Raw genomic sequence first — 22,450 nt, forward strand, 5'->3', positions numbered from 1 at the left:
GTAACTTCGGTGACAGTCCATAGGGTGGGCTGAGGCCCTTCACTCCTAAATATGAAAGAGGAAATACTCTAGCAGGAAATTTTTAGCCGGCAAAGAAGCTTTTTTACCTTCTGCATTCTCTTGTAACAGCTCTGTTGTTTAATTCCTCAAACGCTGCGTTAGGACTTATCCGAGCGCTCAATAACAGAGCAACGTCACAAAATTTATTTTTTCACTCACTAAAATAAATGGCGCTAACGTGGAACAACGCGCACAGGCATTTGAAACTGCGCGAGAAATGTTAAGAGCGGGTTTCCAGATTTCTACCATAATGTATCTGAACCGCGGAAGTGACTGCCAGGAAGCAAATGAACTAAAGACCGACACAATCCGTGCACGAAGTTCAATGAGGAGGTAGCGAGTGGCAATAGCTATTATCATCGGCACACACGGGACCGCAGCGGAACAATTGCTGAAAACGACGGAGATGCTATTGGGCGAACAGGACAACGTCGCTTTTATAGATTTCGTCCCCGGAGAAAATGCCGAAACGTTAATCGAGAAATACAACGGGAAAATCAGCGGACTCGACACCAGCGGTGGCGTCCTGTTCCTGGTGGATACCTGGGGCGGCAGCCCGTTCAATGCGGCCAGCCGCATCGCCGTCGATAAAGAAAATTATGAGGTCGTCACCGGGGTTAACATTCCCATGCTGGTGGAAACCTTCATGGCACGAGACGACAACCCCAGCTTCGACGAATTGGTCGCCCTGGCGTTGGAAACCGGCCGTGAGGGCGTGAAAGCGCTGAAAAAACCGGCAGAAGAGAGTGTTAAGCCCGCGGCACCGCAGAGTTCTCCCGCCGCCAAACCCGCTGCCCCACAAGCGCCGCTGGGGCCCAATGACCATATGAAAATCGGCCTGGCCCGTATCGATGACCGCCTGATCCACGGCCAGGTAGCGACCCGCTGGACCAAGGAAACCGACGTCAGCCGCATTATCGTGGTCAGCGACGAAGTTGCCGCCGACCACGTCCGCAAAACCTTGCTGACCCAGGTTGCCCCGCCGGGCGTCACCGCACACGTGGTTGACGTAGCGAAAGCCATTCGCGTGTGGAACAACCCGAAATACGCTGGCGATCGCGTGATGTTGCTGTTTACCAATCCGACCGACGTCTGGCGCCTGGTGGAAGCCGGTGTGGATATCAAGTCGGTGAATATCGGTGGCATGGCGTTCCGCCAGGGCAAAACGCAGGTGAACAATGCCGTGTCGGTTGACGAAAAAGATATCGAAGCGTTTAAGAAATTAAACGAGCGCGGTATTGAATTGGAAGTGCGTAAAGTCTCGTCCGACAGCCGGTTAAAAATGATGGACCTGATTAACAAACTCAATTAATGGCGACAGCCAGTAATTATTTTACTCAGAGATCTTTGGTCATAGGAGAAGTGCAATGGAGATTACCACTCTTCAGATTGTACTGATATTTATCGTTGCCTGTATCGCCGGGATGGGTTCCGTTCTCGACGAGTTTCAATTTCACCGTCCGCTGGTCGCCTGTACCCTGATCGGTTTTATCCTCGGTGACATGAAAACCGGTATCATCATCGGCGGTACGCTGGAGATGATCGCCCTGGGCTGGATGAACATCGGTGCGGCGGTTGCGCCAGATGCGGCATTGGCGTCCATTATTTCCACCATTTTGGTTATTGCCGGCGGACAAAGCGTCGGTGCCGGTATCGCCCTGGCCATCCCGCTGGCGGCAGCCGGACAAGTTCTGACCATCATCGTGCGTACCCTGACCGTCGCCTTCCAGCACGCTGCGGACAGCGCGGCAGAACGCGGCAGTTTACGCGCCATCACCTGGTTGCATATTTCCGCCCTGCTGTTGCAGGCGATGCGTATCGCTATCCCGGCGGTTATCGTCGCTATCTCGGTCGGCACTTCTGGCGTTCACGCGCTGCTTAACTCGATCCCGGAAGTCGTCACCAGCGGCCTGAACATCGCCGGCGGGATGATCGTGGTGGTCGGTTACGCCATGGTGATCAACATGATGCGTGCCGGTTATCTGATGCCATTCTTCTACCTCGGCTTCGTTACCGCCGCCTTCACCAACTTTAACCTGGTCGCGCTCGGCGTTATCGGCGTGGTGATGGCCGTGCTGTATATCCAGCTCAGCCCGAAATACAACAAGTCACAAGTTGTGCAAGCCGGCCCGGCTAACGCCAACGACCTCGATAACGAACTGGACTAGGAATAGGTGAGAGAAATGGTTGATACAACAGCTCAAAAGAAACTCACGCCAGCCGATATTCGCGGTGTGTTTATGCGTTCGAACCTGTTCCAGGGTTCATGGAACTTCGAACGTATGCAGGCGCTGGGTTTTTGCTTCTCCATGGTGCCGGTGATCCGTCGCCTTTACCCGGAAAATAACGACGATCGCAAACAAGCGATTAAACGCCATCTGGAGTTCTTCAACACCCACCCTTACGTGGCGGCGCCGGTGCTTGGCGTGACCATGGCAATGGAAGAGCAACGCGCTAACGGCGCGCCGATCGACGATGCGGCAATCAACGGCATCAAGGTCGGCTTGATGGGGCCTCTGGCCGGCGTAGGCGACCCGATTTTCTGGGGGACCGTTCGTCCGGTATTCGCCGCGCTTGGTGCCGGTATCGCCATGAGCGGCAGCCTGCTGGGTCCGATTTTATTCTTCGTCCTGTTCAACCTGGTGCGCCTGTTGACCCGCTATTACGGCGTGGCCTACGGCTACCGCAAAGGGGTGGATATCGTTAACGACATGGGCGGCGGCTTCCTGCAAAAACTGACGGAAGGAGCGTCGATTCTCGGCCTGTTTGTCATGGGGGCATTGGTTAACAAGTGGACGCACGTGAATATCCCGCTGGTGGTGTCTAAAATCACCGACCAGACCGGGCATACCACGGTGACCACGGTGCAGACTATCCTCGACCAGTTGATGCCGGGCCTGGTGCCGTTACTGCTGACCTTTGGCTGTATGTGGCTGCTGCGCAGGAAAGTGAATGCGCTGTGGATCATCATCGGCTTCTTCGCCATCGGTATCTTTGGTTACTGGGTTGGCCTGCTGGGCCTGTAAGACGATTATCAGCCGGGGGGAAACCCCCGGTTTTTTTATTTGTGGAGTTGAAAGATGTCGCTGACCGATGGCGTATTACTGATTTTCACCGCGCTGATGCTGGTGTATGCGATTTACGACGAATTCGGGATGAACCTGCTGAAGGGCAAAACGCTGCTCAAGGTACAGCTAAAACGACGTAACCGGATTGATTGTCTGATCTTTGTCGGTCTGATTGCCATTCTGATTTATCGTAATGTCACGACACAGGGTGCTGCATTAACCACCTATCTGCTTATTTCTTTAGCACTGATCGCCGTCTACATATCCTATATTCGCTGGCCCAAGATGTTGTTTAAAGCGCAGGGTTTCTTTTATGCCAATGCGTTTATCGAATATAACCGCATTAAGGCCATGAATTTATCCGAGGATGGCATTCTGGTCATCGATCTGGAGCGGCGCAGACTGCTGATTCAGGTCACACAATTAGACGACTTGGAAAAAATATATCACTTTTTTGTTGAAAATCAGTGAGTAAAAATAACCTCAACAGAACCTCTGTTCTCGCCATGCGCTGAATGTGGATAATTAATCACCAGCGCATAAGGCTACCTGATTATTATTTATGCAACATTATTGCACTCGCCTACATTATATTCCGTCTTGCATATTTCATTAATGAAAATAATTATCAATTCCAAATAAACATCCATGGGGAATAAGGGTTGTTGCCAACGGAAATAATATGGTATGGTTGCGCCGTCATTGGGGAGTAGCCGGTTTCTGGACAATTAAACGCCAGAAACGCCCGTATCAACATACTCGTTTTAATCATTAAAACGTGGTGCGGGCAGCCAGGTAAGGTTGGCGAGACCATAGACACGTAACTCCGTCGTATGGTTGGGGGTGGGTTACGTGTATATGGAGCCGCCCGGCCGAGGCTATTTTACATGAACTTGTCAGCTACTCTCATTCTCGCTTTTGGCATGTCTATGGATGCGTTTGCCGCATCGATCGGCAAAGGTGCCAGCCTGCATCAGCCCCGTTTTCGTGAAGCGCTACGCACCGGACTCATCTTCGGCGTGGTTGAAGCCATTACGCCGATTATCGGTTGGGCCATCGGCCTGTTCGCCAGTCAATACATCATGGAATGGGATCACTGGGTCGCCTTCTCGCTGCTGTTTATTCTCGGTATGCGCATGATTGTCGAAGGCGTCAGAAACCGCCCTGAAGAAGAAGAGAAAGTGAAGCGTCACGGATTCTGGCTGCTGGTGGCCACGGCTATAGCCACCAGTCTGGATGCTATGGCTATCGGCGTTGGCCTGGCCTTCCTGCAGGTAAACATTGTGCACACCGCCATGGCTATCGGCATGGCCACCATGATTATGGCGACGCTGGGCATGATGATTGGCCGCTTTATTGGGCCATTACTCGGTAAACGTGCCGAGATCCTTGGCGGCGTGGTGCTGATCGCCATCGGCGTCAATATTCTGCTGGAGCATTTGGGCTACCTCGCCTGAACCGACAGCACCCAAAGAAAACCTGCCAACGGCAGGTTTTTTTGTTTCTGCCCACCTTAGTCGGTCAGGTCATCGCTGGCCCGCACTCTGTCGGGCGGCATTAAGCATGCCGGCGGCGATAGAGCGCAATAACGAAATCTGTTTCGCAGAGGAAGGTCTCACTGGCGCTCAGGCGCTGCTGGACCTCCGGGGAGGCCCGCCAGGCAAAAGGCGTCATCTGCAGCAGATTGGCCGCCTGCTCGCCCGGCAGCGTCATCGGGTAGGCCAGCGATTCGACCCGCTCACAGTCAAAGCCTGCGAACTGCTCATTCTGTTCAGCATGCAGTTGCACCTGCTGATAAACCTGCTCTTTTAACTGATACAGATGGCGTGGACCAGGCGATACCGTCACCACAACGCCACCGGGTTTCACCACCCGGGCCAGTTCTTCCGCCTTGCAGGGCGCATAAATACGCAGAATGGCGTCTAAAGAGGCATCGGCGAACGGCAGACGATGGCTCGACGCTACGCAGAATGACACCGCGGGATAACGCTTGGCCGCATAGCGGATTGCCACCTTGGCGACATCCAGCCCATACAGGGTCATATTGCGTTGTTGCGTCAATCTGGCAGCCACTTCCGCCGTGTAGTACCCCTCGCCGCAGCCGATATCCAGCAGCGCCTGTGCGTCGGGCGCCAGCGCCTCATCCAACAGCTCGGCTACCCGCTGCTGCAAAGGCCGATAAAAACCGCCATCCAGGAACGCGCGCCGCGCCTGCATCATTTCCGTACTGTCGCCGGGTTGCTTCGAACGCTTGTGCTGTACCGGCAGCAGGTTGACGTAGCCCTCTTTGGCGCAGTCAAACTGATGGTTAGCGTCGCAACGCCATTGCGGTGAGGAAAAATGAAGCGGCTGATGGCACAGAGGACACTGATAAGACATGGCTTGGGTTCCAGAGAGATACGGCGCGGCTAGTCTAAAGAAGGCTTCTGTGTGATGCAAGGCGCATCCCATGGGGGCTAGCCAAGCAGGAAAAAAACTGACTACACTGACGCTAAGTTTTCTGACGCAGGTAAAGACGTTTATGACCGACTATTCCCCGCTTCTCAACCGCGTTCCCGCTATTCGACACGGTTTCGGCAATAAGAGCGCGTTGCTGCCTGGGCATCTGCAGCCCTATCGCGCCACCTTGCCGGAAAAAAAACAGGTACACGGCACGCGCATTGTCGACGTAACGCAGGCAGCACAGGCGTGCGGTGAAGCCGATGGGTTCTATACCCGCCAGCCGGGCATTCTGCTCAGCGTGTTAACGGCAGACTGCCTGCCGGTGATTTTCAGCCGCCATGACGGCTCGGCCATTGCAGCCGTGCATGCCGGCTGGCGTGGGCTGCTGGATGGCGTTCTGGAGCAACTGGCGGCGCGTATCGCACAAGATGACTCAACCACCAACTGGGTCGCGTCCATCGGCCCTGCGGCCGGCCCATGCTGTTATGAGGTGAACGAAGAGCTGGTCGAACGGTTCAAACAGCAGTTGCCGCTGCCCGCCAGCTTAATCAGCCCCCACTATCGTCACCTGGATCTGGCCGCAATCGCCGAATCCAAACTTCGTGAGCTGGGGTTCGCCGCCGTGGACCGTGCCGGCAGCTGCACTATCTGCACGCCAAATACCGACCCGCTCCAGCCACAGCGCTTTAAATACACCAGCTATCGGCGCAACAGTCACCGTCGCGAACAGGATCCCACCCACCCGGGCATCACCGGACGCAACCAGTACGCGGCCATTATTATCACCGGCGAATAACAGAAACGAAAAAACCCGCACCAAGGCGGGTTTTTTGTACAGCTGACGCTGATTAGATTGCAGTAACGTTTACTGCAGATGGGCCTTTCTGGCCATCTTGGATTTCGAACTCAACGTTCTGGCCTTCAGCCAGGGTTTTGAAGCCGTTACCCTGGATTGCAGAGAAGTGTACGAACACGTCTTTGCTGCCGTCAGCTGGAGTGATGAAACCGAAACCTTTAGATTCGTTGAACCACTTAACTTGACCTTTGATCTTTGCCATCTTGAGTATTTCCTTTGGATTGTTTAAACCGCCCGTAGGCGTTACATAGACAAACTAGAGTCGTTACTGCTTGAGGCACTAAGATAAGGATCGGCAGAGAAGCGGTATTCAACGCTAACGTTTTTACTCAGAACTTCTTTACTGAAAATGCCACACATATACAGAACTGTACCTCGTTTTACCCAGATGCGTTATCACATACTCTGTATTCGATGGCAAGCCATTTTTAATCACTGATGGAGCTGTCGCACATATTTGAAACGGTCGAGAGCAATATAAGCTTAAATAGGCTAAAAGATGTTGAAGCCTTAGCTATTTTCTGCTTAACACTTACACCGCGCTACACTCCGCATCCTGACTGAATTTTAACAATTCTTTCATCCGATTGACCCATGAATGTTGCAACATATAACCCCAGCCCGGCGCTTAGAACGTTAAAAAATTTGAATCTTTATGGAATTTCTTATACGACATTTGAATATCGGTGAACGGGCGTATTGGAGACCGGCTGATCCGACCATTGGGTTGCCATCCGGACGGCTTAACGCTGGCATAGCCCACTCTTCGGCAATCCCTCCGCCTGCGACAGCACAATAATACTAGGGTAAATTATTGCCACGCTCGCCAACTGACCATAATTTATGCAACCCACGCCCTACCATGAAAATCAAATAGCGTGCCACTTTTGGGTGCATAAGCATGCAAAATCAGAATTTACGCACCGTGGTCGTGCATCCACAGAGAAATACATCCTCCGTTACGCCGTTAAATAACGCCAATAACCTTGAGGTCAGTGCGAACCTATAGCGAAATTAAATCTTAAAAACCGAGCGGGTATTTATGCGATCAAGAGCAATTGCGAGTTGACGTATTTATTTTATCTTTTGTCGCGCCGCTACCCTATTCAAGTCAACCGGTTAGGCCAGGTTGTGGATATTGCCGTCCGGCAAGCTGCCCACATCGCTACAACCTGCGGTGGGACTGGCTTGCGGACGGCTACGGGGGCGACGCCAGCCCCGTTTGCCACGAATTAACGCTTAAGAGTTAGGTTCAAGCAGAATGCGCTCACCAATTTTAATTGGCCGGAACCGGTGTTGCTCTATCCCGGCCGAACTCAACGCCAGTTTTAATTGCTGCGGCGGCTCATCCAATGACTCATCGGCTAATTCAAAAACACCCCAATGGATTGGAATGACCTGCGGCGCATTTAATTGCTGATACAGCGTCACCGACTGTTGCGGATCCATATGTTGTTCCTGCATGAACCAACGTGGTGCATAAGCGCCTATCGGCAACGCCGCCACGTCGAAAGGCCCTAAACGCGCGCCAATGTCCGCCAGCCGCTCCGAATAGCCGCTGTCGCCCGAAAAATAGAATCGAAGTGCCGGATGATGAATCACCCAACCGCACCATAAAGAGCGATTGCGGTCCCACAGGGTGCGCATGCTCCAGTGGCGCGCCGGCGTACTGTGAAACGTCAAGTCACCCAACTGCAGGCTATCCCACCAGTCCAGCTCCTCGACCCGTTGCAGGCGATAGCGCCGGAACCAACTTTTCAGCCCCAACGGGACGATAAAGGTCGCGTGCGGAAAACGACGCGCCAACTGCCTGATGGTGCGCCGATCGAGATGGTCATAATGGTTATGCGAGATCAATACCACGTCCACCGTCGGTAACTGCTGCACCGTCAGTGGCGTTGGGGTCTTGCGCTTTGGGCCATAAAAACTCAACGGCGATGCGCGCTGCGACAACACCGGGTCAATCAGAATGTAACGCCCTTCAAGACGCAGCAGCATTGAGGCATGCCCCAACCACCAGATACCGTTGTCACTGCCGCTGAGGTCGGCCTGCTGCCACCAGCGTTGGGTAAACTGTTGGTATCCCATTTGCGGCGGCTTGGGCAGGCCCTGCTGCTTGCGCTCATTCTGCCAGCGCTTCAAATCCCCTTCCCGGCGCAGAGTAGGCTCCGGGTTACGAAACCCTTGCGGCGTATGGTGCGCTTTGCCGGCATCATAGTAACGATTGGTTATCTTCAAGTTGCTCTCCCGACCACTGCGGACACCCTGCACGGGCAGTTTCGATAACATAACAAAATAGACGATTGGTGCGCTTTGTGAACTGTGCTCACCTCAGGGGGGACCTTTTTGCCTAATGTGGTGTCACAATCCCTGTGAGAATGCCAGGGCCGCCTAGAGCCTGTTAAGCATCTCTTAAGATCCTTGTGTTTTACTTATAGGACATTCAGAAAAGGAGAAGTTATGAGCCGTTCTACATCACGCAAATCACGTGTTCGCATGGGCCGTATCCGTAGCGCGATGCTGGCACAGATGCAGTATTGGAAAATGTATGTCGCGATGAAACTGCGCCGCGTACGCGTGCCGGCACCCCTGGTGCTGTTGTTTGGCGCGATGGTGAGTTTTTTCATGCTGGCCGTATTGATGCTTAGCGTGGTCGCTATCGATGTCATCACCACGGTATTCCTGCTGTGCAGGAAGCTGTTGGGGTTGGGCCGCTCCGCACCGGGCAATGCCTTTATGCCACGCGGCTAAATGAAAATGGGAGGCGCAAAACGCGCCTCCGTTAAACCTTAACGCCGAATGTTAGCGCCCTTGCGGCGCGTCAGCCTGAACCCCACCCACAACAGCAAGATCCACACCGGCATCAGCAACACCGAGATACGGATACCCTCGCTGAAATACATGATGACCAGGATTAGACTGAGGAACACCAGGCACAAATAGTTGCCAAACGGGTACCACAGCGCCTTAAAGCTCGGGATCACGCCCTGACGGTTTTTCGCCGCGCGGAAGCGTAAATGCGCCAGGCAAATCATCACCCAGTTGATCACCAGCGTGGACACCACCAGCGCCATCAGCAATTCAAACGCCTTGCCGGGCATCACATAGTTGATCAGTACACCGACAGAGGTCACCAGCGCCGACAGCGCAATCGACAGCACCGGCACGCCGCGCTTGTTCACCCGCGTCAACGCCTTGGGCGCATTGCCCTGCGTAGCCAGGCCGAACAGCATGCGACTGTTGGCATAGACGCCGCTGTTGTACACCGACAGCGCTGCCGTCAGGACCACCACGTTAAGCAGGGTCGCCACCAGGCTGCTGTCCAACGCATGGAAAATCATCACGAACGGGCTACCGCCTTCCACCACTTTGTCCCACGGATAAAGCGACAGCAGGACCGTTAGCGAACCGATATAAAAAATCAGGATGCGGTACACCACCTGATTGGTGGCCTTCGGGATGCTGCGGCGCGGATCGGCGGCTTCGGCCGCAGTGATGCCGACCATCTCCAGGCCGCCGAACGAGAACATGATCACCGCCATCGCCATCACCAGCCCGCTGATGCCGTGCGGCATAAAGCCCCCCTGCTCCCACAGGTTGTTGAGGCTGGCTTGCGGACCGCCGTTGCCGCTGGCCAACAGCCAGGCACCAAACAGGATCATACCGACGATCGCCACCACCTTGATGATGGCAAACCAAAACTCGGTCTCGCCATACAGTCGGACATTGACCAGGTTGATCAAATTGATCAGGACAAAAAATACCGCGGCGGAAACCCAGGTTGGGATGTCCGGCCACCAGTACTGAATATAAATACCGACGGCGGTCAGTTCGGCCATGCCGACCAAAATGAACATCGCCCAGTAGTTCCAGCCGGAAAGAAAACCGGCGAAATCGCCCCAATATTTATAAGCGAAGTGGCTGAACGACCCGGCAACCGGCTCCTCGACCACCATTTCCCCCAGTTGGCGCATGATCAGGAAGGCAATGAACCCGCCGATGGCATAGCCCAGCAATACCGATGGGCCGGCCATTTTAATGGTCTGCGCAATGCCGAGAAACAGGCCGGTGCCAATAGCGCCGCCCAGGGCGATAAGTTGTATATGTCTGTTTTTTAAACCGCGTTTTAGCGGGGTATCCTGCTGCTGACCGCCCATCTTATCCTCATATGGCGTGGGAACCTGGCGCTGTTGCACAAGATTTCGCCATTCAATAAATGTATCTGCGGGCGGCTTTTTAACACTTAACCCCGTGAGCATCAAGGAGTAGCACCCCGGCGACGTCGGCCAAGGCGCTATTTTATGCTGGGATTAACGGCAGTAAGGGCAGGTTTTTAGCTGGACAGACCGCAAAGTTTGGTCAGGTTGCGGGCACCAATCATCAGCGTGGCGACGTAGGACTGGCGGCGTGTTACCACCTCTACCGCCACGCGATCGTTTTGATATTTTATCAGGTAGGTTGACGGCCAGCCCTGTCGGCGCTGACCAAAGCTTTCGGCATGACGATCGATTGCCGCATGGGCAATCACCAGATGAGACAAGTTTTTATCACCTTTAATAATGCGCTTCATAAACAGGCTCCGCCAGAGACAGTTCTGTTGTCATAAAAAGGGAAAAATCATCAGTAATTCTGGTGTTTCAACGGACCATTTCGTTGGTTTGCTGGCTCAGCAGGAAGCAGATCATTGCCGCACGCAGCGGGCTGCTGCTGTCCGCCTGCCATTCGCCGCGTTGGGTGATCATACGCGCCTGCCACTGCGGGTTGTCGCCCTGGCTGTCGGCATTCAGGCTGATTTTATTGGCGCAGATAATCGGCCAGGCATCGGAGGGATTCTTGCAATAGTCTTTACCTTTCACACCGCCGTAGGGATACCATTTGTCCGGATTTTCTCCGGTGATCAGCGCAATGCTGCGGTTCACCTCGGCGTCGCTTTCTTCATACCATTTAATCATCGGCTTTATCCATCTTTCGTAGAGTTGGCGCTACATTACGATGCCAATACGACAGATTTATGACAACGCGAGGGCTTTCCACATTATCTCCACTAATGTTTTTTCAGCTTTATCTTTTCCTGGGCGCTGATTACACTTTTTCCCTGTTTTGTTGCGCAGGAATACCGGCATGTTAACTGGCCTCAACCATCTGACGCTTGCAGTCAGCGACGTCAACCGCAGCTTCAATTTTTATAGCAACCGGTTGGGTTTTGTCCCACATGCTCGCTGGCAAACTGGCGCCTACCTGTCTCTGGGGGAGCTGTGGCTGTGTTTGTCATGGGACGACACGCGAGCCGTAAATTCAGCGAAGGATTACACCCATTACGCGTTCAGCGTGGCGCCGGCAGATTTCGCCAAGGTTGCTTCGCGGCTGCGCCAGGCTGGGGTTGATGAGTGGAAAACTAACCGTAGCGAGGGGGCGTCGCTGTACTTTCTTGATCCGGACGGACACCAATTGGAAATTCACGGCGGCGACCTGGCCAGTCGGTTGGCGGCGTGCCGCGCAGCGCCCTATCAGGGAATGGAGTTTTTCTAAGCGATGCGGGTGGCGTAAACTGGGGCACGCCACCCGGCAGAAAGTTTGATTAACGCTCGGGGATAAAACCTTTGAAATCCAGCGCCGGGCTGAGATCGTCATCGTCGATTACGCTATCGCCACGCGCGCTTTGCGCCAGGCTTTTCAATAATGCAGTCTGCTGACGCTGCTGCTCGGCAATTTCCTGCAGCAGACGGACCTGTTCATTGGCACGCACACTGGCACGATTCACCAGGAACCAGACCCATAATCCCACCAACAGCGCCAGCGCCGCGAGGGCCAGCGAAAGCAGGCTATTCGAACCAAAACCTAAATCGTACATGGACAACCCTATCTACTGCTAAAAACAGGCGCACATCTTAACACTCCGGGTGCGGGCACGAACATCTTGATAGTAAATTGTTATGCACCGCTGCGCATCTCACCAGGGAATGAAACGAGTAACGGAACACACCCCCAACGCAAAGGAGCCTCCCTCATCGCAGTAGCTATCCAGCGCCAGCAGGTAAAAAAACAGACAGGCCGCAAGGAACGCCACTATCACGAGGACTTTTTTTCGCAACAAATTTAGCAGCCTCATTGTTATCTTGATAATCTGTTCGTCATGCTACCACAGCTAACTTAAACGAAGTTTAACCTGTCGTTTAGAAACCGTTTTGACGATGACTTTTCAGATTGTTACCGTTGCAGCCTGCGTCGGCGCGTGGCTATATCGCAACGACGATAAATAAACGGGAGTTATAATGAGTAAGCTGATTAAGGGGTTACTGCTACTGGCAGTGGTGTATGGCGTATTTTTGTTTTCGGGATACGGCGTATTGGTCGGCAGCAACAAGAACGTGGCTGGCCTGGGGTTGCAGTGTAAATATATGACCGCACGCAATGTGGTGATTGCTCAGTATCTGCACGGGGACAACGGCGTCATTGGCGTGGCCGACTGTCCGCTGTTCAAAAAAGTCGAAACGGTGGTGGATTGATCACCACCGCCCGAAACCGTCGCCTGGCGACGGTTTCCCCCATCAGTTGCGGGTAAACTTCATCTCAATCAGCGCAATCGCTTTTTCGATCGCCCTGCGGGTCACGGGATCGGCACCGGCAGGATGAGTGGAGAAATCGATGCTTTTCAGCTGGCTTGCCATCTTGTCACGCACCTCGGTCGGCGCGATAACGTCGATAACATCCAGAATCTGTTTGATTACCAGTTGGCAGGCAACCAGGTCGGAGGCCAATTCCTGATCGTTGCTCAGCATGTCTGACATAATTACTTTCCTTCTTGATTCAGTCGCCGCACAGAATAACATGTCACCTGGTGCTTTGCCGCCCCCAGGTTGTTTGCCGCTGAATTTCAACGTTATTGCGCATCGGGTGCCAAAATGCCCGGCCGTATTGGCCTATACTTAAGGTTTAAGCGACGCGCTTACCGGCGCATCCTTCAGCCACACCCCAACAGGAGAAAGTTATGGCAAATCACAATGTGAAATCCTGGGCAACCGTACGTGAAACCTCGGTTGAAATCGCGGAGGCAATTTTTGAGCTGGCAAAAAACGATGAGGTTCTGGCACAAAAAATCTGGGAGGAAGGCAGTGACGAAGCGTTGCAAATAGCTTTCGCCAAAACCAGTGCCGACCAGCTGTACTGGGGCGAAGAAACCGTGGAGCGAAAAAACGTCTAATCCACGCAACTCAGCAATAAAAAGCCCGGGTCACTGCTGCGCCCAGGCTTTTTCGGTTTTCGGTCAACCCCGACTTGGGGTCGTGTTGTTCCCTGAAATCACGGCTCTTCACCTCCCACACCTTCCGCATTATTCATTCTCATCACCGGCGTCACCATAAAAGCGGCAACGCCCACAATCACAACCAGAGTAATAATCACTGTCATTAACATGCGATCACCCCTTCAACGCTGAATTGTCACGGCTGACTCTGCTTTGGCGGTTATTCTTTGCGACCAGAACCACTGCGATATCAGCGGTAGCGGGCAACCTCAGATTAGCCGTTTTTCCTTCCGCCTGACAAGCTGCTTGACGATGGTTTTTCCGAATAATTTCGCCTGGGTGACGGCGGTCTTTTTGTCCATGGCGGCAAGTTGTGTATACTTCAGCGCTATGTAGATCTCACACAGACGCACTGATGATACAAGAACACCACCTCTCATTAGTCTGCGCCCTCAGTAAATGGGTCGAAACTCACCTTGGAAGAGTGATCCATCTTGAAGAGCTGGCCGAGTATTCCGGCTACTCCCTGTGGCACATGCAGAAGCTGTTCAAAGAAGCGACCGGGATTTCGCTCGGTAAGTATATTCGCGAACGCAGATTGGCCGGGGCGGTTTACCAGTTGCGCACCAGTGACGCCTCCATCTTCGACATCGCTCTGGATTTCGGTTTTGGCTCGCAATCGCATTTCACTTATATGTTCAGAAAGCGCTTCAACATCACGCCTTATGATTTCCGTCAGGATTTAAGCGTCGACCTGCATATCGCCCCGCCGCTGCACGTCATTCATCAAAAAACCGCCTGACTCTCTTTCCCGCCGCCGCTAACGGCGGGCTAATGCGCCCACAGCATCACTAAAATAGCGACCAGCGCGGGCAGCGCCTGTACACGGAGAATCTTGCGGCTCGCGGTCAGCCCACCAAACACGCCCGCCACCAGCACACACCCAAGAAAGAACAGTTGCACCGCCGGCTCCTCACGCCAGACGCCCCAGGCTAATCCCGCCGCCAGAAAACCGTTGTATAACCCTTGATTGGCCGCCAGCACCCGCGTGGCGGCAGCAAACTCCGCGGTGGTGGCGAACACTCGCCTGCCGGTAGGCTTCTGCCATAGGAACATTTCCAGGATCAGGATATACAAATGGATCGCTGCAATAAGCAACACCACTATATTAGAAAGAATTATCATTGTTATTAGCAGGGTTAATCAGATATTGGGTTTTATAAGTATAACCTCACTGAGAATATTGCGAATATATCGACATAAAAAAACCCGCCGTAGCGGGTTTATTGCATAATCATTCAGAGTTAGCTCAGAACAACAACCAGCATGGCTGCGATAGAGATCCAGAACGCCGCCGTTGCAATAACAACATGGGATAATCTTGCACGATAGAGTACTTGGCTCATATTAACCTCACAGGCTTCTGACTAGCGGTAGATAACATCACTTCTTGAAAGTTATCTTAATCCACTGCTCCGACCATTTATTTGCGCAAGATCACTATTTACCAGATAAACTATATCGATGCGAAAACATGGAATTCCGATCACATTAATTTAACGTTAATAGAGCGAAATGAATAAAAATATCCCGTTGTTATAGCACGAAGGTATCAATCATCGCTCCAGGGCAGGCGTGGCGCGGTCATGCGGGGACCGCAATAGCCGACGACATCGGGAAAACGTGAATTCCCCTGCTCCCAATCACGCTGCGCACGGCTAATCTCTTGTTTGCTGTGGCCGACAAAATTCCACCAAATGAGAATCTCTTCGGTTAATGGCAAGCCACCGATTAATAATGCACGACTTCCTTTCTTGGCACGTAACTCGATACGGTTAAGATTTATACCTAAATAGGCGAATTCATCAGGTGAAAATTTTTCATCATTAACCTCAAATGCACCAATAAGGGGCAATAAACCTATTTCAAAATCTTTTCGCAGAGGTAATTGCAAATAACCATCAGCCTGCCATTCCAAATCCATGGCGATTAACGGTGAAAAAGTCGACACCGGAGAGCGATATTGTTCGAACTCCCCCACCAGTAAAGTGTGTTTGACCTCATCGTGCAGCCAGCACGGCAAGTCGGGATAATGATCGAAGCGCGGCGCAGTATCGGCATGTTCTGCAGGCAAGGCAATCCACAATTGTGCAGCATGCAAACGCCGTTGCTCACCGGTGGACTGTTCGGTATGCGCTATACCGCGTCCTGCGGTCATCAGATTGACCTGTCCGGGCCGTATCACCTGTTCGCTGCCCAGGCTATCCCGGTGCAGAACTTCCCCTTCAATCATCCAGGTAAAGGTTTGCAGACCGATATGCGGATGTGGACCAACGTCCATCCCCTGGGAGGAACCGCTGAATACCGACGGGCCTGCATGGTCGAGAAAGCACCATGCGCCTAGCGTACGCCGTTCACGGGTGGGCAAGGCACGGCTTATCGGGATACCACCAACTTCGGCGTTACGTACGGCAATACGTTGGATCTGACGGATGCCGTCAACCACAGGACAATCACGGGAAGAGGATGAATAGGTTGGGCGGGAATTGCTCATGATTAACGCCTCCAGAACGACACACGGGTTGAGTGAGTAGCTGGACGCCAGCTTATCATGAGCAAGCGACCAGAACGCAACCCGGGAGGCAGAAGGCTACGACGCCTTTATATAGCAGCCTTTGATGTCGACCTCATCGCGTGCATGCTTGAGATCGGAAAAGTAAGTCACACCAAAAAGAATCGATACCACTAACAACACGGAAACCAGTAAACCGATAACGGCCAACAGCTTGGTTTCATCGTGGAGATTGTGCTCCATTTTATCTCCTGTATTGAACGACATCACGTCAGCCATAGCGTGACTGAAAGCGTAAAAATGATCAGGGAACAGGACGCTATCGCCAGCACAATGACAGCGAATTGCGCGTCTCCCAAAGTTTCACGGTAGTTTTTATCTTGTGAGGTATTACGTTGTTGTTTCACAGAATCTATCTTAACTCATCACGCGTTAACGTTTTTGTGAAGGGTGATTGATAAAAGCCCGCCATTGCGGGTTTGTCAGATTCCGCGCCCAATGCCACTCAGACCTCAAGAGTGGCAAGACGCTATCAACTTTCCTCACCAGGGTCAACACTCCCCCAGAACTGAGATGACCAAGATTACGATGCATTCAAAAGTCTTATTAAGACAATAAAATAATTAGGCTAACTTATGCAAGTAAACATAAAAAAAGCCCGATAACAGATCGGGCCAGGCAGTGTCGTGCTGCTGTGGGTATTACTGCGGAATACGCAGCACCTGCCCCGGATAAATTTTGTCCGGGCTGGACAGCATTGGCTTGTTCGCTTCGAAAATCTTGTTATACAGATTTGCGTTGCCATACACTTCTTTCGAGACCGCACTCAGGGTGTCGCCCTTCTTCACGGTATAGAAACGGCTTTCCGCGGTGGCTTGTTCAACCGCTACTTTGTCTTCCACGCCGCTGATACCTGCCACGTTACCGATGGCCACCAGGATCTTCTCTTTCAACTCCTGACTGACCGCATCCCCGGTTACTACGGCTTTACCGTCAACCACCTGCACATCAACCTTATCGATACCCGGCAAGCCGGTTTTATTGAGATGGTCCTTCAGTTTGGCGCTTTGATCTTCGGCTGTCGCATTGCCGGTCACTGTGTCCCACAGTTTCTCGCCCGCTTCTTTGACGAAGTTAAACAAACCCATATTCACTCCTTTCGATGGTTAGCATGTTGCATTGACTTAAGACTTATTAAGCTTAGCACCGCAAGAGGGATATTCAATTGGTCCAACAGTATTAAGCGGTTAGAGTAATCCGAAAGTGCCAACTTTCATTGCCAATCTGTCCTTTTATGCAGCACCTGACATGAAACAATCGCTGAAGTTACCTACAATAAGAGCATGGAAGGATTAGGAGGAAGGATATAAGAAGCGATGTACGCCTTGGTGATGTTTGTCTGTTATCTGGACGGCGGCTGCGCCGATATCGTGGTTGACGTGCTGCGTGACGAACGCCAGTGCCTGATCAGTATGAAAGAACAAAACCTGCGCCACGCCGGCTGCTTCCCATTTGAAGATTTTATCGATGGCTTTTGGCTACCCGCCAACGAATATGCGCCGATGTAAATCGCCAAAAGACTTTTATACTACTTTCCTCTGAGGAATTTCTGAATTCACCGGAAAGCCGGCATGCCGACGATGCTTTATGCCACTATTTTGCTAAATTGCCTCACCCGAACGATATGGAGATGGCGCGATGCCCGTTTCTACCTTCTCAAACGAACACTACGAAGCCCTGTTACGCGACGTCAGCCTGGTGGTCGGCGGCGCGGTCATTCAACTGATCAATCTCAACAAAAAAGTTTCCGGCAATAATATTCTGGCCCATTTGGTTAACGAGATTGAACATGAAACCAATCAGCAACGCTTTGCTACATTGCGTTCCGCCATCGAAGTGATGGGGCAAGCCCCCAAAGGTTAACAACCCAATAAAAAAGGCAGAGCTTTCGCTCTGCCTGATTACCGTTTTATCCCGACACAGGAAGAAGGTAATGGTGTTGAAACTTAGAAACGATAGGTCAGGTTCACTGCCACGACGTCGTCAGTGCTCAGCTTCAGTTTGTTATCGTCGTTCAACTGGTTGATTTTGTAGTCAACGTAGGTGTACATGTTTTTGTTGAAGTAGTAAGTCGCACCCACTTCCACGTATTTCACCAGATCAACATCGCCAATCCCTTCGATATCCTTGCCTTTAGACTGCACGTAGGCCAGAGAAGGACGCAGACCGTTTTCGAACTGGTACTGGGCCACAACTTCGAAGTTCTGCGTTTTGTTGGCGAAGCCAGATACGCCGTTGCCGCTGATTGGCGTCATGTTGCGCGTATCGGCGTACATGGCAGCCAGGTAAACCTGGTTGGCGTCGTATTTAATCGCTGTGGTCCAGGCCGTTGCGCTGTCGCCTTTACCGTAAACAGATTTTTTCTGATCGCTGGTGCGGTTGGAATCCGAGAATGCCGCCGCTACGCCGATACCGGAGCCGCCGATGTCCTGGTAATCCAGGGACATGCCGTAGCCGTCGCCGTTTTGTTTGGTCACACCGCGGCTGTCGCTGTCGTTTTTGCCCTGGTACTGCAACGCCAGGTTCAGGCCTTCCACCAAGCCGAAGAAGTCGCGGTTACGGTAGGTAGCCAGGCCATTGGAGCGCGCGGTCATAAAGTTGTCGGTGTAGCTGTAGGAGTCGCCGCCGTATTCCGGCAGCATGTCGGTATAGGCTTCTGCGTCGTACACCACGCCGTAGTTACGGCCGTAGTCGAATGAACCGTAGTTGGCGAACTTCAGGCCAGCAAAGCCCAGACGGGTTTTGGTGCCGGCAGTGCCCTGCGCTTCATCGTGGTTGGCCTGGACGTTGTATTCCCACTGGCCGTAACCGGTCAGTTGGTCATTGATTTGCGTTTCGCCTTTAAAACCGAAGCGGACATAAGTCTTGTCGCCATCTTCGGATTTGTCATCGCTGAAAACATGTTTGGCGGCTACGCGACCGTACAGGTCGAGTTTATTGCCATCTTTATTATAAATTTCTGCCGCGTTGGCAAAGGAGGTCATTGCCCCTAAGGCAATAGCTAAGGCTAATACACTGCGTTTCATCATTTATTTTCCTAGATATTATAATTTTAATTTCTGCCCATCACGCCCAATTTATGGTTTGGGCTGTGATCTTTATCATTTAGTGTTTTATGAGCGCCTCTAATTAAGAGGCCATGTGACATTAGCATCATGAATCCAAACTTAAAATAAAAAAGTTCATAAAACACCGTGGATAAAGCATGTTTATGTGTAACAAAACATTACAACAAAGAAGTCAATCAACTCATTGATTCATATTGATATTTATTACATATCTTATAACCAATTTGGTGCAACGCACCATAAAGGTGCAATTTGGTTTCCTTTTGTATGCTTTCCATTCGATTCATAAATACCATGAATCTTAGCATGGTTACTAATAACGTTACTTATTTCACATTTTTATCTGAGTAAAGTCATTGCGGTGATTTAGTGTGTTTCGCCACGTTTTAAGCAAGTCTTTTACCGCTTCGAATAATTAAATCGATTCAAACCATCAAAAAATGACGGCAAAAATAAATTCAACATAAAATATAAGTTTCGATAGAGAGACTATAAAGAAGGGGAAGTAACAGGAATTAGCAGCAGGATATACCACCGTTATTTAAGGTTGCAGCCGACATCGCTACAACCTTAAATACTGTAAGTATAAAACCGTATTCGAAACTGACAGGTTAATACAGCGTGCTGCGCGGCGCTTCAATCAGCACCATACCGGCGCGCAATCCAAGTGCGACCTGGGGATTAGGGAACAAAATCCATTCTCTGGCATGCTGAACCCGGTACTCCTCCCCCGGTTGTTCACACAGTAACGTCCCCTGCTCCAGCTCGGTAAAATTGGCGGTATCATCACTGAGATGCAGTTTGAACGCTTCGCTACGTTTGATCAGCGATCGCTCAACGCGGAACACCCGCAGAGCCTCTCCCATTCGCTGCGGCAAGGCTTCGCCACTGACTGCCGCCTGCAGTGCACGGTTAATGGCCGCAAATTGCTGTAAATCATTGCTACCAAACGGCCGCGCCTTGCCCAGTTCCAGCGTACAGCTGGCGGCGCCGGCATGCTCACTGGTGAAATTACTGAAGGTGCCGCCCGGCGCACTGTGGATCACCAACGCATCCAAATCGGCCGCGTCCAGCAATGCCAGCATCTCGGCACTGTAAGACCGGGTCTGGAAAGGAAGAATCCCGAAGCGCGGCAGGCGCGAGTCTCGGATAGCCGTATGCAGATCATAATGGAAACGTGTCGCTTGCTCACCGTCGAAAAACGCGGCGACGGCCTGCTCCAGTTGCTGCGCCCGCACGGTTTCGTCGCTGTGGCTGAAATCGCGATAGCGGCCGCCAAACATCCGGTTCATGTCGCTGTGCAGGTACCGTTTATTGGCGCGCATTGACGGTGGATTTCCCAATATCACCAGCAGCCGAACCACCAAAGTTCGCTTGCCGCCAAGCAGATCCTTGACCAGTTGATTGAGCAGCTCAATCGGCGCCGTTTCATTGCCGTGGATCCCCGCCGACAGCACCACCGCCTGCCGGTATCCCCGGCGCGGTGTGATTTCCAGCAGGCCTTCCGCCAGCCAACGCCAGTGTAAATCCGCATTTTCGCCCCGTTGCTCTTCGGGCGTTTGCCCTTCCAGCGTCAGAGCCAACAAATCAAACATGATGACATCGCCTATTGTTGGAAAGGATAAACCGATCCCAGCCCGAGGATGGTCGTCAGGGTATCCAGCGCATCGCGCCCTTCACGCAGCAATTGCGGATCAGCCAAATCGTTCTGCGTCAGACGATCTCGGTAATAGCGGTCAACCCAGTCATTGAGCGTAACGAACAGCGTATCGTTCATCATCACGCGCGGATTGACCGCCCGCAATTCCTGCTCGTTCAGCGCCACACGTAATCGCAGGCAGGCAGGCCCACCGCCATTGCGCATACTTTCACGCAGATCGAACACCTTGATTTCATCAATTGGTCCGCCACTGGCCACCATCTCGCTCAGATAGCCCCACACGCCGCGATGCTGGCGCGACTCTTCCGGCACCACAATCATCATCTTGCCGTTAGGCTTGGTCAGAATTTGGCTGTTGAACAGATAGGTCGCGACCGCATCCGCCACGGAAACCCGCGCCGTCGGCACCTCAATCGCCACCAGTTCGCTGTCCAGCGACGCCATTTTGCGACGCACTTCATCCAGCGCCTGCTGCTGCTGATAAAACGCCTGCTGATGGTGGAACAATACATTCTGGTTACTGACGGCAATAACGTCGTTGTGGAATACGCCCTGATCGATCACCGCCGGGTTCTGTTGCACAAACACCGTATGTTGCTCATCCAACTGGTGCAGACGGGCAATCGCCTCCCCGGCCTCGCGCGTCTGGCGTGCCGGATAGCGAGTTGGGGCGATTTCTCCGCCAAACTCCTGTCGGCCGTAGACGAACATCTGCACGCTACGCTTGCCATAATCGCCGCCCAGTCGGTTGTGGTTGGCCGCGCCTTCGTCACCAAACAGCGCCACCTGCGGCAAAGCCTCATGGTGGGCGAAATGGCGTGGATCGTTGAAAATCGCCCGCAGCACGCCGGTGGTGGTCTCGGCCTCAATCGCGCGATGGAATTTGTTGTTCAGATTGGCCGCGGTGAAATGCACTTTGCCATCCGCGCTGTCCGCCGAAGGTGAAACCGTGGCCGCATTGGCGGTCCACATGCAAGAAGCCGAGCTGAGCGCAGACAGCAGGCGCGGAGACTGCTTCATCGCCTGCGCCAAGACCGTTTCGTCGCTGCCGCTGAAACCCAACTTGCGCAGCATCGGCAGGTGCGGCCGTTCCTGCGGCGGCAATACCCCCTGCTGAAAGCCGAGATCCGCCAGCGCCTTCATCTTCAGCAGACCCTGTTTGGCCGCCAGTTTCGGATTCGACACGCTGTTTTGATGCTGGGTCGAGGCCTCATTGCCAAATGACAACCCGGCATAGTGATGCGTCAGGCCCACCAGACCATCGAAATTGACTTCATATCCTGACATGCTTTTCTCCTGGGCCCAGCAAGCTCGGCCCTACTCAAAACATACCCTATGAATTTCAAGTTGCAGCCAGGCGAGCAGCTTGCTCATCCCCAGTTATTGTAGGGGCGCTACATGCTGTGCCCGCGTTAAACGGG

30 protein-coding genes and 1 riboswitch are annotated in these 22,450 nt (G+C 52.6%); of the genes, 13 read left to right on the forward strand and 17 right to left on the reverse strand.

Features of this window, described 5'->3' with window-relative positions; genetic code table 11:
• Positions 1-400 precede the first annotated feature (400 nt).
• From manX to mntP, 5 genes are all read left to right on the forward strand, one after another.
• Entirely contained in the window at positions 401-1,372 is a 972-nt protein-coding gene (gene manX / locus AC1RKC_RS08300) for a PTS mannose transporter subunit IIAB (protein WP_046373327.1), read from the forward strand.
• Between the two features lie 55 nt (positions 1,373-1,427).
• Positions 1,428-2,228, forward strand: coding sequence for a PTS mannose/fructose/sorbose transporter subunit IIC (locus AC1RKC_RS08305; protein ID WP_017893113.1), 801 nt, complete (start codon positions 1,428-1,430; stop codon positions 2,226-2,228).
• A gap of 15 nt (positions 2,229-2,243) precedes the next feature.
• The gene (locus AC1RKC_RS08310; protein WP_012145539.1) at positions 2,244-3,086 is read left to right on the forward strand and encodes a PTS mannose transporter subunit IID; all 843 of its coding nucleotides are present in this window, start codon (positions 2,244-2,246) and stop codon (positions 3,084-3,086) included.
• Positions 3,087-3,140: 54 nt separating this feature from the next.
• Positions 3,141-3,599, forward strand: coding sequence for a DUF986 family protein (locus AC1RKC_RS08315; RefSeq protein ID WP_020827301.1), 459 nt, complete (start codon positions 3,141-3,143; stop codon positions 3,597-3,599).
• A gap of 221 nt (positions 3,600-3,820) precedes the next feature.
• A riboswitch (yybP-ykoY riboswitch) is annotated at positions 3,821-4,004 on the forward strand.
• Positions 4,005-4,015: 11 nt separating this feature from the next.
• Positions 4,016-4,585, forward strand: coding sequence for a manganese efflux pump MntP (gene mntP / locus AC1RKC_RS08320; RefSeq protein WP_493092364.1), 570 nt, complete (start codon positions 4,016-4,018; stop codon positions 4,583-4,585).
• Positions 4,586-4,685: 100 nt separating this feature from the next.
• Here mntP and rlmA read toward each other — a convergent pair whose 3' ends face one another.
• Positions 4,686-5,507: a 23S rRNA (guanine(745)-N(1))-methyltransferase gene (gene rlmA, locus AC1RKC_RS08325; protein ID WP_217331347.1), complete on the reverse strand. Its 822-nt coding sequence runs from the start codon at positions 5,505-5,507 to the stop codon at positions 4,686-4,688.
• Between the two features lie 142 nt (positions 5,508-5,649).
• Here rlmA and pgeF point away from each other — a divergent pair, with 142 nt between their 5' ends.
• Positions 5,650-6,366 (forward strand): peptidoglycan editing factor PgeF, encoded by a 717-nt coding sequence (pgeF, locus tag AC1RKC_RS08330; protein ID WP_116928022.1) that lies wholly within the window; start codon positions 5,650-5,652, stop codon positions 6,364-6,366.
• A gap of 52 nt (positions 6,367-6,418) precedes the next feature.
• Here pgeF and cspE read toward each other — a convergent pair whose 3' ends face one another.
• From cspE to AC1RKC_RS08345, 3 genes are all read right to left on the reverse strand, one after another.
• Positions 6,419-6,628 carry a transcription antiterminator/RNA stability regulator CspE gene (gene cspE, locus AC1RKC_RS08335; RefSeq protein ID WP_002221949.1) on the reverse strand — a complete coding sequence of 70 codons (210 nt, stop codon included), beginning with the start codon at positions 6,626-6,628 and terminating at the stop codon, positions 6,419-6,421.
• Between the two features lie 41 nt (positions 6,629-6,669).
• Complete coding sequence (locus AC1RKC_RS08340; RefSeq protein WP_071593021.1) at positions 6,670-6,786, reverse strand: DUF2627 domain-containing protein; 117 nt, start codon at positions 6,784-6,786, stop codon at positions 6,670-6,672.
• An 879-nt stretch (positions 6,787-7,665) separates the two neighbouring features.
• On the reverse strand, positions 7,666-8,664 hold the full coding sequence (locus tag AC1RKC_RS08345) for an MBL fold metallo-hydrolase (RefSeq protein WP_122079636.1): 999 nt from the start codon (positions 8,662-8,664) through the stop codon (positions 7,666-7,668).
• Positions 8,665-8,886: 222 nt separating this feature from the next.
• On the opposite strand from AC1RKC_RS08345, the gene AC1RKC_RS08350 reads away from it, so the two are divergent.
• Positions 8,887-9,177 (forward strand): hypothetical protein, encoded by a 291-nt coding sequence (locus AC1RKC_RS08350; protein WP_020827306.1) that lies wholly within the window; start codon positions 8,887-8,889, stop codon positions 9,175-9,177.
• Between the two features lie 38 nt (positions 9,178-9,215).
• Here the strand turns inward: AC1RKC_RS08350 and AC1RKC_RS08355 are convergent, their stop codons facing one another.
• The 3 genes from AC1RKC_RS08355 to AC1RKC_RS08365 all read right to left on the reverse strand — a co-directional run bounded on the left by AC1RKC_RS08355 (position 9,216) and on the right by AC1RKC_RS08365 (position 11,378).
• Positions 9,216-10,583 carry an amino acid permease gene (locus AC1RKC_RS08355; protein WP_142816399.1) on the reverse strand — a complete coding sequence of 456 codons (1,368 nt, stop codon included), beginning with the start codon at positions 10,581-10,583 and terminating at the stop codon, positions 9,216-9,218.
• A gap of 176 nt (positions 10,584-10,759) precedes the next feature.
• Positions 10,760-10,996, reverse strand: a complete 237-nt coding sequence (locus tag AC1RKC_RS08360) for a DUF4060 family protein (protein ID WP_020827308.1) — start codon at positions 10,994-10,996, stop codon at positions 10,760-10,762.
• Positions 10,997-11,063: 67 nt separating this feature from the next.
• Positions 11,064-11,378, reverse strand: a complete 315-nt coding sequence (locus AC1RKC_RS08365; RefSeq protein ID WP_020827309.1) for a phage protein NinX family protein — start codon at positions 11,376-11,378, stop codon at positions 11,064-11,066.
• A 169-nt stretch (positions 11,379-11,547) separates the two neighbouring features.
• Between AC1RKC_RS08365 and fos the strand changes: the two genes are divergently transcribed.
• Positions 11,548-11,955, forward strand: coding sequence for a fosfomycin resistance glutathione transferase (fos, locus tag AC1RKC_RS08370; RefSeq protein WP_128864724.1), 408 nt, complete (start codon positions 11,548-11,550; stop codon positions 11,953-11,955).
• A 49-nt stretch (positions 11,956-12,004) separates the two neighbouring features.
• On the opposite strand, the gene AC1RKC_RS08375 is transcribed toward fos, so the two are convergent.
• Complete coding sequence (locus AC1RKC_RS08375; protein ID WP_020827311.1) at positions 12,005-12,277, reverse strand: YebO family protein; 273 nt, start codon at positions 12,275-12,277, stop codon at positions 12,005-12,007.
• Positions 12,278-12,376: 99 nt separating this feature from the next.
• Positions 12,377-12,520: a PhoP/PhoQ regulatory lipoprotein MgrB gene (gene mgrB / locus AC1RKC_RS08380; RefSeq protein WP_461545429.1), complete on the reverse strand. Its 144-nt coding sequence runs from the start codon at positions 12,518-12,520 to the stop codon at positions 12,377-12,379.
• A gap of 178 nt (positions 12,521-12,698) precedes the next feature.
• On the opposite strand from mgrB, the gene AC1RKC_RS08385 reads away from it, so the two are divergent.
• Positions 12,699-12,932 carry a YobH family protein gene (locus AC1RKC_RS08385; RefSeq protein ID WP_020827312.1) on the forward strand — a complete coding sequence of 78 codons (234 nt, stop codon included), beginning with the start codon at positions 12,699-12,701 and terminating at the stop codon, positions 12,930-12,932.
• A 42-nt stretch (positions 12,933-12,974) separates the two neighbouring features.
• Here AC1RKC_RS08385 and AC1RKC_RS08390 read toward each other — a convergent pair whose 3' ends face one another.
• Positions 12,975-13,214 carry a DUF2766 family protein gene (locus AC1RKC_RS08390; protein WP_004945684.1) on the reverse strand — a complete coding sequence of 80 codons (240 nt, stop codon included), beginning with the start codon at positions 13,212-13,214 and terminating at the stop codon, positions 12,975-12,977.
• Positions 13,215-13,414: 200 nt separating this feature from the next.
• Here AC1RKC_RS08390 and AC1RKC_RS08395 point away from each other — a divergent pair, with 200 nt between their 5' ends.
• A complete protein-coding gene (locus AC1RKC_RS08395) occupies positions 13,415-13,627 on the forward strand; it encodes a YccJ family protein (protein ID WP_037419942.1) in 213 nt (70 codons plus the stop codon).
• Positions 13,628-14,084: 457 nt separating this feature from the next.
• Positions 14,085-14,471, forward strand: a complete 387-nt coding sequence (locus tag AC1RKC_RS08400; RefSeq protein WP_041414657.1) for a helix-turn-helix domain-containing protein — start codon at positions 14,085-14,087, stop codon at positions 14,469-14,471.
• Positions 14,472-14,500: 29 nt separating this feature from the next.
• Here the strand turns inward: AC1RKC_RS08400 and AC1RKC_RS08405 are convergent, their stop codons facing one another.
• The 4 genes from AC1RKC_RS08405 to lysM form a co-directional block, all read right to left on the reverse strand.
• Positions 14,501-14,854: a DUF1304 domain-containing protein gene (locus AC1RKC_RS08405; RefSeq protein WP_122079640.1), complete on the reverse strand. Its 354-nt coding sequence runs from the start codon at positions 14,852-14,854 to the stop codon at positions 14,501-14,503.
• 427 nt (positions 14,855-15,281) lie between these two features.
• Entirely contained in the window at positions 15,282-16,223 is a 942-nt protein-coding gene (locus AC1RKC_RS08410) for a pirin family protein (protein WP_142815072.1), read from the reverse strand.
• Positions 16,224-16,319: 96 nt separating this feature from the next.
• Complete coding sequence (locus tag AC1RKC_RS08415; protein WP_020827317.1) at positions 16,320-16,484, reverse strand: hypothetical protein; 165 nt, start codon at positions 16,482-16,484, stop codon at positions 16,320-16,322.
• A 458-nt stretch (positions 16,485-16,942) separates the two neighbouring features.
• The gene (lysM, locus tag AC1RKC_RS08420; RefSeq protein ID WP_493092363.1) at positions 16,943-17,389 is read right to left on the reverse strand and encodes a peptidoglycan-binding protein LysM; all 447 of its coding nucleotides are present in this window, start codon (positions 17,387-17,389) and stop codon (positions 16,943-16,945) included.
• 228 nt (positions 17,390-17,617) lie between these two features.
• Here lysM and AC1RKC_RS08425 point away from each other — a divergent pair, with 228 nt between their 5' ends.
• Together AC1RKC_RS08425 and AC1RKC_RS08430 are read left to right on the forward strand one after the other, a co-directional pair.
• Positions 17,618-17,809 (forward strand): YdfD/YebW family protein, encoded by a 192-nt coding sequence (locus tag AC1RKC_RS08425; protein ID WP_012145560.1) that lies wholly within the window; start codon positions 17,618-17,620, stop codon positions 17,807-17,809.
• 130 nt (positions 17,810-17,939) lie between these two features.
• Positions 17,940-18,164 (forward strand): biofilm development regulator YmgB/AriR family protein, encoded by a 225-nt coding sequence (locus AC1RKC_RS08430; RefSeq protein WP_020827319.1) that lies wholly within the window; start codon positions 17,940-17,942, stop codon positions 18,162-18,164.
• 83 nt (positions 18,165-18,247) lie between these two features.
• Here the strand turns inward: AC1RKC_RS08430 and ompC are convergent, their stop codons facing one another.
• From ompC to astB, 3 genes are all read right to left on the reverse strand, one after another.
• Entirely contained in the window at positions 18,248-19,330 is a 1,083-nt protein-coding gene (gene ompC, locus AC1RKC_RS08435) for a porin OmpC (protein ID WP_046373317.1), read from the reverse strand.
• A gap of 650 nt (positions 19,331-19,980) precedes the next feature.
• Positions 19,981-20,964: a succinylglutamate desuccinylase gene (gene astE / locus AC1RKC_RS08440; protein WP_493092362.1), complete on the reverse strand. Its 984-nt coding sequence runs from the start codon at positions 20,962-20,964 to the stop codon at positions 19,981-19,983.
• An 11-nt stretch (positions 20,965-20,975) separates the two neighbouring features.
• Positions 20,976-22,316 carry an N-succinylarginine dihydrolase gene (astB, locus tag AC1RKC_RS08445; protein WP_128864729.1) on the reverse strand — a complete coding sequence of 447 codons (1,341 nt, stop codon included), beginning with the start codon at positions 22,314-22,316 and terminating at the stop codon, positions 20,976-20,978.
• Positions 22,317-22,450 lie beyond the last annotated feature (134 nt).

This window comes from Serratia sp. GW822-FHT06E05 (genome assembly GCF_058799445.1).

Excerpts from the sequence above, each read along its gene's own strand:
- AC1RKC_RS08305 (WP_017893113.1), top strand. The coding sequence starts at position 1,428 with ATGGAGATTACCACTCTTCAGATTGTACTGATATTTATCGTTGCCTGT.
- AC1RKC_RS08310 (WP_012145539.1), top strand. The coding sequence starts at position 2,244 with ATGGTTGATACAACAGCTCAAAAGAAACTCACGCCAGCCGATATTCGC.
- AC1RKC_RS08315 (WP_020827301.1), top strand. The coding sequence starts at position 3,141 with ATGTCGCTGACCGATGGCGTATTACTGATTTTCACCGCGCTGATGCTG.
- mntP (WP_493092364.1), top strand. The coding sequence starts at position 4,016 with ATGAACTTGTCAGCTACTCTCATTCTCGCTTTTGGCATGTCTATGGAT.
- rlmA (WP_217331347.1), bottom strand. The coding sequence starts at position 5,507 with ATGTCTTATCAGTGTCCTCTGTGCCATCAGCCGCTTCATTTTTCCTCA.
- pgeF (WP_116928022.1), top strand. The coding sequence starts at position 5,650 with ATGACCGACTATTCCCCGCTTCTCAACCGCGTTCCCGCTATTCGACAC.
- cspE (WP_002221949.1), bottom strand. The coding sequence starts at position 6,628 with ATGGCAAAGATCAAAGGTCAAGTTAAGTGGTTCAACGAATCTAAAGGT.
- AC1RKC_RS08340 (WP_071593021.1), bottom strand. The coding sequence starts at position 6,786 with ATGTGTGGCATTTTCAGTAAAGAAGTTCTGAGTAAAAACGTTAGCGTT.
- AC1RKC_RS08350 (WP_020827306.1), top strand. The coding sequence starts at position 8,887 with ATGAGCCGTTCTACATCACGCAAATCACGTGTTCGCATGGGCCGTATC.
- AC1RKC_RS08355 (WP_142816399.1), bottom strand. The coding sequence starts at position 10,583 with ATGGGCGGTCAGCAGCAGGATACCCCGCTAAAACGCGGTTTAAAAAAC.
- AC1RKC_RS08360 (WP_020827308.1), bottom strand. The coding sequence starts at position 10,996 with ATGAAGCGCATTATTAAAGGTGATAAAAACTTGTCTCATCTGGTGATT.
- AC1RKC_RS08365 (WP_020827309.1), bottom strand. The coding sequence starts at position 11,378 with ATGATTAAATGGTATGAAGAAAGCGACGCCGAGGTGAACCGCAGCATT.
- fos (WP_128864724.1), top strand. The coding sequence starts at position 11,548 with ATGTTAACTGGCCTCAACCATCTGACGCTTGCAGTCAGCGACGTCAAC.
- AC1RKC_RS08375 (WP_020827311.1), bottom strand. The coding sequence starts at position 12,277 with ATGTACGATTTAGGTTTTGGTTCGAATAGCCTGCTTTCGCTGGCCCTC.
- AC1RKC_RS08385 (WP_020827312.1), top strand. The coding sequence starts at position 12,699 with ATGAGTAAGCTGATTAAGGGGTTACTGCTACTGGCAGTGGTGTATGGC.
- AC1RKC_RS08390 (WP_004945684.1), bottom strand. The coding sequence starts at position 13,214 with ATGTCAGACATGCTGAGCAACGATCAGGAATTGGCCTCCGACCTGGTT.
- AC1RKC_RS08395 (WP_037419942.1), top strand. The coding sequence starts at position 13,415 with ATGGCAAATCACAATGTGAAATCCTGGGCAACCGTACGTGAAACCTCG.
- AC1RKC_RS08400 (WP_041414657.1), top strand. The coding sequence starts at position 14,085 with ATGATACAAGAACACCACCTCTCATTAGTCTGCGCCCTCAGTAAATGG.
- AC1RKC_RS08405 (WP_122079640.1), bottom strand. The coding sequence starts at position 14,854 with ATGATAATTCTTTCTAATATAGTGGTGTTGCTTATTGCAGCGATCCAT.
- AC1RKC_RS08410 (WP_142815072.1), bottom strand. The coding sequence starts at position 16,223 with ATGAGCAATTCCCGCCCAACCTATTCATCCTCTTCCCGTGATTGTCCT.
- AC1RKC_RS08415 (WP_020827317.1), bottom strand. The coding sequence starts at position 16,484 with ATGGAGCACAATCTCCACGATGAAACCAAGCTGTTGGCCGTTATCGGT.
- lysM (WP_493092363.1), bottom strand. The coding sequence starts at position 17,389 with ATGGGTTTGTTTAACTTCGTCAAAGAAGCGGGCGAGAAACTGTGGGAC.
- AC1RKC_RS08425 (WP_012145560.1), top strand. The coding sequence starts at position 17,618 with ATGTACGCCTTGGTGATGTTTGTCTGTTATCTGGACGGCGGCTGCGCC.
- AC1RKC_RS08430 (WP_020827319.1), top strand. The coding sequence starts at position 17,940 with ATGCCCGTTTCTACCTTCTCAAACGAACACTACGAAGCCCTGTTACGC.
- ompC (WP_046373317.1), bottom strand. The coding sequence starts at position 19,330 with ATGATGAAACGCAGTGTATTAGCCTTAGCTATTGCCTTAGGGGCAATG.
- astE (WP_493092362.1), bottom strand. The coding sequence starts at position 20,964 with ATGTTTGATTTGTTGGCTCTGACGCTGGAAGGGCAAACGCCCGAAGAG.
- astB (WP_128864729.1), bottom strand. The coding sequence starts at position 22,316 with ATGTCAGGATATGAAGTCAATTTCGATGGTCTGGTGGGCCTGACGCAT.